The 12,391-nt window shown below is 43.4% G+C and carries 10 protein-coding genes; all 10 read left to right on the forward strand.

The genetic code is table 11. The features are described from left to right. Positions 1-501 precede the first annotated feature (501 nt). The 10 genes from WC805_02715 (at position 502) to WC805_02760 (ending at position 12,388) form a co-directional block, all read left to right on the forward strand. Positions 502-2,253: a hypothetical protein gene (locus WC805_02715; GenBank protein MFA5967402.1), complete on the forward strand. Its 1,752-nt coding sequence runs from the start codon at positions 502-504 to the stop codon at positions 2,251-2,253. A 149-nt stretch (positions 2,254-2,402) separates the two neighbouring features. Further along, the gene (locus WC805_02720; GenBank protein MFA5967403.1) at positions 2,403-3,896 is read left to right on the forward strand and encodes a ComEC/Rec2 family competence protein; all 1,494 of its coding nucleotides are present in this window, start codon (positions 2,403-2,405) and stop codon (positions 3,894-3,896) included. Then, positions 3,841-4,716: a ComEC/Rec2 family competence protein gene (locus WC805_02725; protein MFA5967404.1), complete on the forward strand. Its 876-nt coding sequence runs from the start codon at positions 3,841-3,843 to the stop codon at positions 4,714-4,716. Before WC805_02720 ends, WC805_02725 begins: the two co-directional genes overlap by 56 nt. Continuing rightward, positions 4,688-4,996 (forward strand): RNHCP domain-containing protein, encoded by a 309-nt coding sequence (locus WC805_02730; GenBank protein MFA5967405.1) that lies wholly within the window; start codon positions 4,688-4,690, stop codon positions 4,994-4,996. Before WC805_02725 ends, WC805_02730 begins: the two co-directional genes overlap by 29 nt. Continuing rightward, positions 4,989-6,011, forward strand: a complete 1,023-nt coding sequence (locus WC805_02735) for an MraY family glycosyltransferase (protein ID MFA5967406.1) — start codon at positions 4,989-4,991, stop codon at positions 6,009-6,011. The genes WC805_02730 and WC805_02735 overlap by 8 nt, the downstream gene beginning before the upstream one ends. 71 nt (positions 6,012-6,082) lie before the next feature. Beyond that, positions 6,083-6,448: a hypothetical protein gene (locus WC805_02740; protein ID MFA5967407.1), complete on the forward strand. Its 366-nt coding sequence runs from the start codon at positions 6,083-6,085 to the stop codon at positions 6,446-6,448. A gap of 84 nt (positions 6,449-6,532) precedes the next feature. Then, positions 6,533-7,216, forward strand: a complete 684-nt coding sequence (locus WC805_02745) for a 50S ribosomal protein L25 (protein MFA5967408.1) — start codon at positions 6,533-6,535, stop codon at positions 7,214-7,216. A gap of 501 nt (positions 7,217-7,717) precedes the next feature. Beyond that, positions 7,718-9,478 (forward strand): alanine--tRNA ligase, encoded by a 1,761-nt coding sequence (locus tag WC805_02750; GenBank protein ID MFA5967409.1) that lies wholly within the window; start codon positions 7,718-7,720, stop codon positions 9,476-9,478. Between the two features lie 4 nt (positions 9,479-9,482). Then, entirely contained in the window at positions 9,483-10,736 is a 1,254-nt protein-coding gene (locus tag WC805_02755; GenBank protein ID MFA5967410.1) for a cell division FtsA domain-containing protein, read from the forward strand. A gap of 5 nt (positions 10,737-10,741) precedes the next feature. Continuing rightward, on the forward strand, positions 10,742-12,388 hold the full coding sequence (locus tag WC805_02760; GenBank protein ID MFA5967411.1) for a hypothetical protein: 1,647 nt from the start codon (positions 10,742-10,744) through the stop codon (positions 12,386-12,388). Positions 12,389-12,391 lie beyond the last annotated feature (3 nt).

The raw sequence follows: 12,391 nt of genomic DNA on the forward strand, positions 1-12,391 counted from the left end.
GGTAGTGATTGTAGCCATCGCACCCCAATATCAATCTGTAAGCACAACTGACAGAGAAACCAGTCGTAGTTCTTACTTAGTTAGAGAGGTGTTTGGTCCTAATGACACAGTAACGGTAAGAATATATGATTTCAGTGATCAGCATGATCCACAGCTGATGACGCTGGTGATGCGAATATACCTCTGTTTAATATTGGGAATAACAGTTATAGGAGCAACCTGCAGTTATATCTACCATCATAATGATGCATCCTAAATCCAAACTAACTGACTGCTCCAACAGAAAACCTCCTGTATAAACTGACCACTTGCTGGTCGGTTTTTTAAATTATTCTAACTGGCGCGCTGAATTTAAGCTTAAACTGGGTTAAAGGTAATCTAAGCTCAGTCATGCAAGATAATTAGCTTCCAGAGCCGATAAATCTTGACAGAAAGGTAATTTTTTGCTATATAATAATTACCTTGATAACAAGGAATCTATTTCCAAGGAGGAACATCCTGATGCGGATATTCATGGCTATCCTGTTGATTCTGTCTTTTTTTCAGATCAACTATATTTACACTGGTCAGCCGACAGAAAGAATCAGTCAGCATTCTGAATATGTACCATCGCGGCATGTATTCATAGACAAGATATGTCAGCTGGATCATTGGATTTGGGAGAGTCCAGGCTTGACTCCGGCGCAATTTGCCGATCTAGCCAAGGAAATCCCTGAACGAAAAGCGTTGATTATTCGAATCAAACCGCTTTGTTATCGGCTTGAAGAGCAGGATCAGAGATTAGTTATGATTGCGACTAGTATGATCCGACAAAGGAAGGTTAAACCTTTTTTTGTTCACTGCTCACCCTCTGGCGATTACGATCCCCGATTTGACACGGTAATGATGCCCAATGGTACCATAGCTGTATTGAATGGGATCGCCCGAGGCCTTGGTTATGATTCATCGGCCATCGATGAGTCTTATCCGGGACCGAATCTGCAAGGACGAGAACGTGATTTCGTTCTCAACTATCTTAGAAGCGAGATTGAGAAATCTTGGTCTTCAGGACTTGAACCAGTTGTTTATTGTACGCTCCTGTCTTATAACTCTGAATCGTCATTGGGGTTATTAAAAACTCTCAAAAATGAGTTCGGGGAAAAAATCAAAACAGGAGTTGGCGGACAATTAGTCCGGGTCATTCCTGAAACTTATCGCAACCTAACATATATCGATCAAGTTGGCGTGGGTGATGCAGAAGTTATTCTGCAACCGATGTTGGCTGGTCAAAACTATGCTGAAGGTTGGCTTGATTCTGGTCTAAACTTCTACGCAGAACCTAACTACCATGGGTATTTAGGTTTGAACAATAGACTGAATGAAAGCTCTCGGTATGCGTTTGGACCATTCACTGGTATACGAAACTTATGCATCGAAAGCGTCAGGGGATGTTCATGGGCATACTTGACTGGAAAGCCATGCGAAATGTGTGCCCTCCAAGGAGTTTCCAGTCAGCCAGTCTTTAAGCCATTCCAGAACCATTTTGATCTAGAGAATCAGCTTGCTAGAGAATTTGGGATTAACTGGTTGTTCGATGTGAGTAATCAATTTATTCCAGTTACTGGTAAAAATCAGGCTGATTGGCTGCGAGGCTATTTGATTGCCAAAAATCAGTATAGCGAGGTTGACATCAATAAGTATGTTTATCTCACTGCAGCATCATTCAGCTCAGAAACCGCTCCTCTTCTACGGGAAGCAGGGATCAGGATTGCTTACGTGGGGTTTGATGGTTGGGAACGTGGAACGCGGACAGCGTTGCATAAACCAAATATTAATCCCATGAAGGTGCTGCAACTCTGCCGAGAGAACGATATCTATGTTCGCACATCATTTGTCATTGGAGCCGGTCTGACTGATTCCAATCTAAATAAGCTTCCTAAGCTTGTTGACAATATGATGGCGGGTTATGGAGATGTTGTTCTTTCCTGCGGGAGTTTTTTGCAGATCATCATTCCCGGCTCTCCGGCCTGGGCGTTTCTACAGAAAGAAGCTCTAGAACAAGAATGGGGAGATGTTAACGACATCTATCATTTCTTTATCACAAACGGATTTTTAACTTGGGAGCAAGAAGAGCAACTGACTAAAGCGTATATCCAGAGAGTACAAAATCTGGATTATGACAAAGTAGTGGCAGTCAGAAATTACGTCAAAGCGCTAGTAGATTCTGAAACCATCGCCATCACTATCCGTGATGGTGGCACATTGTTAAGTTAATATAACCCCGAGGTCCGCCTCGGGGTTAACCATATATAGAGACTTTTTGGCGGATAGCCGTTGATATAATTGACAAAGCATTCCTTGCTTTGTCATCCTGGCTTCGTCCCTGCCTACCGGCAAGGCAGGCAGGATCGTATAATTAATGTATGGCGATGGGGAGGGTATACACTATTTTGGCGTGTATCGGGTTTTTGGTGGGGGTAGCTGTCGGGAGTTGGTGGATGCTGCCGAATTGGGGCTTAGCGCTTTATTGCGGGGTCGGACTAGTGGCAATTAGTCTAATTTTTTATAAATATAGACGCTGGCTGGGGCCAGTTGTTTGGTTTTTACTGCTAGCTCTAGTAGGAAACTGGCGTTTAGGGACTGCCCAGGTTATTTCAGCCACAGATATTAGTTATTATGCGGGACAAGTAGTTACCTTGCAGGGAATAATTATGGACGATCCTCAAGTGTCAGTCGATGAGACCAAGTTTAATGTGCGAGTTAAATCGTTAGAAGGAGCGTCTAGCGTGTCCGGAAAGATATTGGTTAAAGCGCAACATTATCCAACTTATCAATACGGCAACCTAATCTCTTTAACCGGGCAGTTAAGCTTGCCCTCGGCCAATACCACTGATAGTTATGTTAAATATCTCGCCAAATCCGGCGTTTATGTAATCTGCAGTTATCCGGAAATTACCGTAGTGCAAGATTTCGCTGGCAATAAAATATGGCGCTGGCTATATCAGGTTAAACATTATTTTTTACAGACGACTAATCAGATAATGCCGGAACCGACTGCTGGTCTTTTGGCTGGCTTACTGCTGGGTATCAGTGCAGCTTTACCTAAAAACTTATTGGAAAGTTTTAATACTACCGGCTTAACTCATATCATTGCCCTATCAGGTTTTAATATCAGCATTGTAGCTGGTGCGATTCTTAAATTATTGGGTTGGTTGCCGTTAAATTTCCGATTGATTACGGCCATGGTAGCAGTGTGGCTGTTTGTGTTGCTGACCGGAGCGGCTCCCTCGGCTGTGCGCGCAGCGCTGATGGGTATGTTGATCCTGCTGGCTAGTTTATTGGGGAGGTGGGCGGATGTGGCGGTGTCTTTGTGTCTTACGGCAGTGGCAATGGTAGCAATTAATCCCAAAATATTAGCTGACGATATTGGTTTTCAGTTATCATTTTTAGCCACCGTTGGTATTATTTATCTAAGTCCGGTTTTAGAGAATTGGCTACGGCGTTGGCCGCATTATTTGGGCGGCTTGTTGAGCGCGACTTTATCAGCCTTAGTCTTGGTGACACCAATTTTGATGATAAACTTTGGTCGCATCTCGTTGGTTGCGCCGTTGACTAATATATTAGTGGTGCCTTTGGTACCTCTCGCGATGTTGCTGGGGTTTTGGGCAGTTATCGGCGGCATGGTGCAGACTGATTTAGGATTGGTGTTGGGTTGGCTGGCATGGGTACCTCTAAAACTAGTGGCGGTTTTGGCAGAATACTTTCGCACTCTGCCGGGAGCTAGTCTGGAAATAACAGTTTCCGGCGGCTGGTGGGTAGCTGTTTATTATTTAATACTGATTATAGGTTTAATCATTTATTATGGTCAGAAAAAATCAGTTCCACTTAGGGCTGTTAGCCATCCTGATCCTCACTAACTATTTTGTTTGGGTGGCTGTGGGCGAAGCTGCTGCCCATAGTTTGCGGGTCTACTTTTTGAATGTTGGCCAGGGCGATGCTATTTTATTGCGCACTCCCACCGGCGAGGATATTTTAATTGACGGCGGACCCGATGACAGTGTTTTAGCGGAGTTGGGCAAGATCTTGCCCGTGTGGGATACCACGCTAGACTTGGTGGTGGCAACTCATACCGATGCCGATCACATTACCGGCTTAGTTAGTGTTTTAAAGCGCTACCAAATCAAAGAAGTGCTAACACCACCACCCGGTAGATCCACTAGTATCAGTGCGGCCTGGCAACAGGCGATCATGCAAGGGCCAATAATCAATTATGTTGATGCAGCGGATGATTATCAGTGGGGAGATGTGAGTTGGGATACGCTACTGCCGCTGTCCAGTATCGATATAGTTAGTACGGACACTAATAATACTTCCATTGTGGCTAAACTCACCTATGAAAGTAATAGTTTGCTACTGACTGGCGATATGGAAGCGCCCGCAGAAAGCTTGTTTATGCAGATTTATCCCGCTCTGTCAGCTGAAATATTAAAAGTGGCTCATCATGGCAGTAAAAATTCATCCAACACCTTGTGGTTACAGATGATTAATCCAGAAATAGCAGTAATCTCGGTAGGTAAAAATTCTTATGGCCATCCCAGTCCGGATACGCTAGGGCGATTGCAGGCAGTGGGGGCAGATATCTATCGGACGGATCAGAATGGTACAATTGAGATGATTTTTACAGATAACGGTTACTCCGTTAAAGCCAATGGACAGAAAAAATTTTATCAAAACTGAAGAAGATTTTACCTGCGAAAATTGCGGGTATCAGGTTAAGGGCAGTGGTTTTACCAACCATTGTCCTAAATGCTTATATAGTAAACACGTGGACAATGTGCCGGGTGATCGGTTGAATGCTTGTGGTGGCTTGATGGCACCGACGCGGGCTGAGCTCAAGAGCGGCGATTACGACATTATCCATAAATGCCTGAAGTGCGGTGCACTCAAAACTAATAAAATGTCAGCGGATGATGATTTTGACCAAATTATAAAATTGAGCACTAGCTTCCTTGTTTAAATTAATTGCTGTATCTTGGCTGCAATTTCTCTCCCCTCTTTTGCTGGCGGCGATTTTGAGTTGGGGGTTACTTGCCGGAATAAAATATTTAACAACGAAATATCAGTGGTGGGGGCACCAGAGTGCTCATCATGATGCGCGTCAAATCACACGCTTGGGCGGCATCGCGGTTTGGTTGACTTTTTTGATCGTGTTTTTAGGGTTTGTCGACCTTACTCCTCCGCGCTTGGCATTACTAGTCGGGATGACACTACTATTTTTAATGGGGCTGGTTGATGACATCTACAATCTTTCACCGATTACTAAATTGATTTGGCAAATCGGAGCAGTGGCGATCGCGGTCGGTTTGGGACTACATATTGGGCAAGTGACTAATCCTTTCGGTGGAGTAATTGTTTTATCTCCCATCTGGGATTATTTATTAAGTGGGTTTTGGTTACTCATCGTAGTGAATGCTGTGAATATGTTAGATGGCCTGGATGGTCTGTCCGCGGGAGCTACTAGTATTTTTTCGATTATCATTTTCTTCTTAAGTCTCTTTGTAATTGTTAATCAGCCGACGACTGCTACGATGGCAGTAATTCTTTTAGGCACGATGCTGGGTTATTTGTGGTGGAATTGGCATCCCGCTAAAATCTTTTATGGTGATGCCGGCAGCAACATGGTGGGATTTATCATGGGGGCCTTAGCCATTGTGAGCGGTGGGAAGATTGCTACAGCTGCCTTAGTGTTGGGATTCCCGATTATGGATCTGCTGTGGGCAGCGTTCCGCCGGATAAAACAAGGCCGATCTCCTTTTGCGGCCGACCGCGAACATCTCCATCATCGTTTGCTGGATGCGGGAGTGCCTCACCAGAGTGCTGTGGTGATCATTTTAGCACTAGTAGCTCTGTTCGGGGTGGTTTCATTGCTATCGGGCACTTGGGCTAAACTGATCGCTCTTTTTGGGGTAGCTTTGCTAATGATTATCCTCGTCAGGACTGTATTTTTCTTGCAAAGGAGAAAAAGCCATTGACAAAACTCTCTCCTTGAGTTACAATGATATAATTTGCTGAATGTCGTTGTAACATTAAAACAAAAACCAACATGAATGATCAGCAATTCGAAAAATTAGTCGCCAATCTACAGGATGTGATGCGTTGCCCTAATTGTTCTTCGGGGTATTTTCTGGACGACATCCATTATTTAGGCCAGATGGAAACTATGACCTTTCTACACCTGCGTTGCCATAAGTGCGGTACTCCTGTTTTTGCGAGTGTGGCTGTAGCGGCCGGTGATGGCACTATCCTAGAATCTGACTTTATTGATAATCAGGTAATTAAGACGCGCAAGCTGGCGATTGAGGAAAAACCTCAGATTTTTCGGTCCATTACCCATGATGATGTGATCGATATTCATGAGGCTCTCGGCAAGGCGGTGGATGATTGGGACAAATTCTTGCAAGTGCGCTAAAAGCTAATTTTTAACCTCTGAACTAGAAAACCTTGCTTTGGCAGGGTTTTTTGGATATATTGGCAGGGTTAACGATAAGCGAGAATGAATAAACCAGCCGAAAAACTCGAACTCTCAGCCGAAATTAGGGATACCAGTATCTCCCCTAAAGCTTTCCGGACCCAAGGCAAGGTGCCGGGAGTAGCTTATGGCAAAGACGTTGTCCCCACTCCCCTGGCAGTCAAGCTGCTTGATTTTAAGAAAATTTATCGGAGTGCGGGTGAAACCACTATTATCAATTTAAAATTAGGCGATGCCTTGCCTAAAATGGTATTGATCAAAGATGTGCAGTTGAGTCCCGATCAAGACGAATATTTAAATATTGATTTTTTGCAAATCAAAGTAGGTGAGAAGTTGCGGGTGACGGTGCCATTGAAATTTGAGAACGAAGCTCCGGCGGTAAAAGATTTTGGCGGAATTCTAATCACTAATAAAAATGAAGTGGAAGTAGAGTGTATGCCGCAAGATCTTCCGCATGAAATTATTGTGGACCTAACTAAGTTGGCTAATGTTGACGACAGCATTCTAGTTAAAGATTTACATGTTAACGCTGGCGTAGAGCTGTTAGATCAGCCAGAGGATTCTATTATTATGGTGGCGCCACCAGCAGCTGAAGAGGTAGAGCCGGTCGTATCAGAGGCAGAAGCCGTGGCGGCAGTGGAGGCTACTGGAGAAAAAACAGAATCAGCCGAAGGAGAAACCACTAAAGAAGAGAAAAAATCAGAATAATTCGTTCAAAATTATTAAAACAATTAATTTAACAGAAACTTTCATCATCACGGTGAAAGTTTTTAAATAATTTTTTTTGTTTACAAGTTATTTAATAAGATTCTAGGCTAAGTCAGAATGACAAAGCAAAGAAAACTTTGTCAATTTTTGAAAATGTTGACAATAACTATTGTATTTGATTAGTAAAGTATTTATAATTTAAGTTGTTGTTGTAAATGCAACACAAAAGAATAATATTAATAACCCAAGGAGGGTAGACAATGCCTGCAAAGAAAAAGCGCAAAGTCGCAAAGAAAGCTGCTCCAAAGAAAAAGAAGGCAGCTCCCAAAAAGAAGAAGGCCGTCCGTCGCAAAAAGAGAAAGTAAAAAGATTCACTAAGAATCGTTAAAGAACACTCAGTAATGAGTGTTCTTTAGTAGAAATAAAAATTACACTGCCAAAGCGGAATTTTTTATAATATGATAGAGGTAGTACAGTTTATTAATAGGTTATCTACGGAAAATGGATTACCCAACCGTCCGGAAAAATTTTATTCAGTTTTTTGTCGATAAACAGCATCAATTAGTGCCTTCGGCTGCGTTAATTCCTGAGCATGATGCCTCAGTTTTATTCACCACTGCGGGGATGCAACAATTTAAACCGTACTACACGGGTGTTCCCTCTCCATATGGAGAGGGAGTAGTTAGTATTCAAAAATGTTTTCGGACTGCTGACATTAACGAAGTGGGTGATGAATCACATCTGACTTTTTTCGAAATGCTAGGCAATTTTGCTTTTAATGGTTCAGTCAGCAAGCGAGAGGCGATTAATTGGGGCTGGGAATTTTTGACTTCTCCTGATGGGATGGGCATTGATAAGGCTCGGCTGTCAGCCACCTACTATAACGGCAATCGTTCCGGGACTTTTCCGGATAATGAAGCTAAAGAAGTTCTAGAATCATTACGAGTTGATGGATTAAATCAGATTACAGCGCAGCCGGATACAGATAATTTCTGGGGACCGACTGGCAACGAAGGTCCTTGCGGTCCGACCGTAGAATTTTATGTGGATGGAGTAGAAATCTGGAATATCGTCTTCAATGAATTCTATTATCAGGAAGCCACTGGTTTGCGACCACCAACCAGCGGTTTAGGCATTGATACAGGCATGGGGCTAGAGAGATTATTGGTGGCCGTTAATCCGGAAACAAGTAATGTTTACGAAACCGACGCTTTTACTGATATCATTACTAAAATCCAAGATCATACTCCCGATATTGATATCGGAGCTGACCGCTCTATGCGCATCATTGCTGATCATCTGCGGGCCAGTGTTTTTTTGCTAGCCGACCATGTTCAACCCAGCAATAAAGAGCAGGGGTACTTGTTGCGGCGGATTTTACGCCGAGCTATTTTACATTTAGATCGACTAGAAGCTTTGGCCGGTTTCCGAGAAATTATTGAAACCATTATTAATTATTACGGAGAATTTTATCCTGAATTAGTTGCTGATAAGGATAATATTGTGCAATTTGCTGAATTAGAAAGAGACAAGTTCCTAAAAACCATCACTCAGGGTCGGAAAGAATTAGTTAAGCTCTTGAGTTCTGCTGACACTACCATTTCGGGTCTAGCCGCATTCGATTTATTCGCTACGTATGGGTTACCGCTGGACTTTATTAAAGAAGAATCTCTCCAAGCCGGCAAAGACATAGATGAGGTTGGTTTTGAACAAGCCTTTAAAGAGCACCAGAACGTGTCTCGGGCCGGGGTAGAACAAAAATTTGGCGGTCATGGTCTGTCTTCTGGCGCAGAGGTGAGCGAGACTGATAAACAGATCATTACGCGTTATCACACAGCTACCCATCTCTTGCATGCTGCTCTGATGAAATTCTTAGGCAATGAAGTTAAACAAGCCGGGTCTGATTTAAATACCGAACGAGCCCGATTTGATTTTACTTTTCCGCGTCCTCTCACTTCTGCAGAAAAACAACAGATAGAAGATTGGGTCAACCAACAGATTACGCAAGATCTGGTCGTGAAAAAAGAGGTTAAGCCTCTTGCGGAAGCCTTGGCGGAAGGAGCCACTGCCTTCTTCCGAGAAAAATATCCGGATCCAGTGAATGTCTACACTATATATAATGAGAATAGCGGTGAAGTGATTTCTAAGGAATTATGCGGAGGGCCGCATGTAGAAAATACTTCCGCAATCGGCAAGTTTAAAATTATCAAAGAGCAGAGCAGTTCAGCGGGAGTGCGCCGAATTAGAGCTGTGATCGATTAAATTTATGGCGTTTTTTTCCGTAAATAAAGCGAAAAAAAGCCGGGGGGAAGCTTACATTGCCGTTGATTTAGGCACAGAGGCTGTTAAATCCCTAGTTTTTGAAAGAAGAGAGCAGCAATGCTCCATTTTGGGTAAAGGTAGGGCGTTTCATCCAGGCGGGATTATGCGGGGAGGCATGGTGATCAATATCTCGGAAGCGGTGCCCAGTTTGCGGCAAGCAGTTGAGGCCGCCTGTGCTCAGGCCGATATCCAACCCAAAAATCTAGTCATGAGCTTATCGGGAGATTTAGTTAAAAGCCTAGTCACGACAGTGCATTATCATCGAGCCCGACCAGATGCCCATATTGATAGCAATGAATTAAAAAATATTCTTTATAAAGCCCAATGGAAGGCGTTTGAGCAAATTCGCAGCTTAGTGGCTAAAGAACAAAAAGAATCGGATCTGGGATTTAAGTTAATCAATACCACCATTGTGGATACGCGCATTGATGGTTATAAGGTAAGCAATCCCTTAAATTTTCAAGGGAGCATGATCACCCTCAGTATTTTTAATGCCTTTGCTCCTTTGGTGCATCTGGGAGCTCTCCAGGCCTTAGCTGATGAATTAGGTTTAAATTTAGTCAGTGTGGCGGCTGGCCCCTATGCTTTAACTAAGAGTTTGTTGGTCGATAATCCAGAATTCAGTGCGGTATTTATTGATATGGGAGCCTATTTGACCGATGTAGCCGTGGTCAGCGAAGGTGGTATTTTTGGCATGCAAAATTTTGCTTTGGGCAGTAATGCTTTCAGTAAAAACATAGCTACTAGCCTAAAAGTTACTCCCGATAAGGCCGAGCAAATTAAAATTGATTATAGTAGCGGATTGATCGATAAACGCTCAGAAAACAAATTGCATCGGATCTGCAAAGAAACGGCGGCACTGTGGGTGCAAGGTGTAGCGGAAAGTTTGGACGAATTCAGTCATCTCGATATTTTGCCTAATAAAATTTTTTTGGCGGGAGGAGGCGCTGTTTTACCGGAGATAAAACAGGCTTTGTTGATGAAAGCCTGGGCGGAACACTTGCCGTTTGCCAAGAAACCAGCTCCAGCTGTGATCGAGCCTACGGATATTCCTAATATAGTCCTACATAATCAAGTTACGATTGATTTAGGTGATATGGTAGTCTTGGGTCTGGCTAATTTAACTTTAGCCTTGCCAGGTAAAGAAGATGTGTTAGGAGATATGTTGCGGCGCTTAGTTGTTAATATGCAAGCCTAAATTAGATGAAACGAAAAGCCATCTATCTTGATGCCAGTAATGATCTCTATACCACTATGATGAAAGTGGATCGAATCGATGCGGAAGAAGTGATCCTAGTGATTCCGCAAAGTTCAGTCTTATTTCACAGCGCGGTTAACTTTAAGATTTTACGGTCGGCGGCCCATCGTCTGCACAAAACTCTGGCCGTGGTGACGGCTGATCCAAAGGGTCAGAGCTTGGCTCAACGGGCTGGTCTACCCGCCTACAAGGATGTGGAATTGAATGAGGAAATCGCAACGGCAGCGGTAACGGTTTCCTCTCCCCCGCTAGTTAATCCTGACGAATTACCAGTTGCGGCGCGGGAAATTAAAATTAAATACAAGCGTAAATTACCCGTGTCTCGGCCTGTGCCGCCACCGGTAGCCGTAATTACTACAGCGGCCGCAGCAACCAGATCTTCAGAGCGTGAAACTTCTCGTTGGTTGCGGCCTAAGCTAAAACCCAATTTTCTACATCGGCTAACCGTTTTAGGTTGGGTAGCCATCTCGCTGACAGTCTTAGGCTTCGTGATTTATTTAGTAATTCCTAAGGCTACGATTAATTTAGAGATCAGCGCCGAACCATTTATGCATAAATTCCAATTAGTCTTAGCTGACAAGAATGACAAAGAGGCTGCTGGACAAAATGTTTTTAAAGGGAGGTTTGTGGTTGTAGAAAAAAAACTTACTCAGACTTTTGCCGCTACTGGCACTAAGAATAATGGTAATAAAGCTGGCGGTATAGTTACGATCTACAACTATACTCGAGCAGTTAAACCTTTGGGTCTGCGAGCTCAAACTAGACTGCAAGCTCCGGATGGACAGATTTTTAAATTGCAGGACGAGATATTAATTTCCTCAGCCACTGTAGGTGCTGGTGGGAAGCTGGTTCCGGGTCGAGCTAACGTGAGAGTAGAAGCGGCCGAAGGTGGCACCCAGGGCAATTTAGCGGCTGCCACCAAATTTACTATTCCGGGACTCGGGACGACCGGCGTAGATATGGTGTATGGCCAAAACGACAATCCCTTCTCGGGAGCCACGGATGAGGAATCAAAAATGATTTCGGAAGAAGATATTAAACTAGCTCAAGATTCGATTAGTAAAAATGTCTTTATAGATGCGGAAGCGGAACTCCAAAAACAAATTGGCCGTAAAGAAGAGCTTATCCCAACGCTAATTAAAAACGATATCATTAACGTAGTTCCCTCGGCGGCAGCTGGCACTGCCCGCGACAATTTTGATTTAGATATCCAAGTGCGCAGTTGGACTCTGCTTCCTGATAAAGGCCAGTTAGATAAAATCATGCAAAACACCATTAACTCAGTAGTGCCTGCTAACCGCGAACTAACTTCTCCCACGCTCCGGGGAGTTAAAATCGTGTTAGGGAATGCTGATTTTAATACTCACATTATTGATTTCACTGTGGATATTGATGGGTCGGTAGCGCCTAAAATTAGCACCGCGGAATTGTCCGAAAGTTTAGCTAATCGCAGCCTAAAAAGTGTAGAAGCCCTTTTCAATAGTATCCCAGATATTATTTCTCATCGGATAACTTTGTGGCCATTCTGGGTAAAAAAAATGCCTTTGTTGGAGAGCAATATTAAGATCGACTTCTCGTATATTAATCAGTAATAT

This window comes from Patescibacteria group bacterium, from assembly GCA_041659905.1.
Lineage (GTDB): Bacteria > Patescibacteriota > Kazan-3B-28 > Kazan-3B-28 > UBA10110 > UBA10110.

Coding starts and splice junctions, on each gene's coding strand:
- WC805_02725 (MFA5967404.1), top strand. CDS start 3,841: ATGGTCAGAAAAAATCAGTTCCACTTAGGGCTGTTAGCCATCCTGATC.
- WC805_02720 (MFA5967403.1), top strand. CDS start 2,403: ATGGCGATGGGGAGGGTATACACTATTTTGGCGTGTATCGGGTTTTTG.
- WC805_02740 (MFA5967407.1), top strand. CDS start 6,083: ATGAATGATCAGCAATTCGAAAAATTAGTCGCCAATCTACAGGATGTG.
- WC805_02730 (MFA5967405.1), top strand. CDS start 4,688: ATGGACAGAAAAAATTTTATCAAAACTGAAGAAGATTTTACCTGCGAA.
- WC805_02745 (MFA5967408.1), top strand. CDS start 6,533: ATGAATAAACCAGCCGAAAAACTCGAACTCTCAGCCGAAATTAGGGAT.
- WC805_02755 (MFA5967410.1), top strand. CDS start 9,483: ATGGCGTTTTTTTCCGTAAATAAAGCGAAAAAAAGCCGGGGGGAAGCT.
- WC805_02715 (MFA5967402.1), top strand. CDS start 502: ATGCGGATATTCATGGCTATCCTGTTGATTCTGTCTTTTTTTCAGATC.
- WC805_02750 (MFA5967409.1), top strand. CDS start 7,718: ATGGATTACCCAACCGTCCGGAAAAATTTTATTCAGTTTTTTGTCGAT.
- WC805_02760 (MFA5967411.1), top strand. CDS start 10,742: ATGAAACGAAAAGCCATCTATCTTGATGCCAGTAATGATCTCTATACC.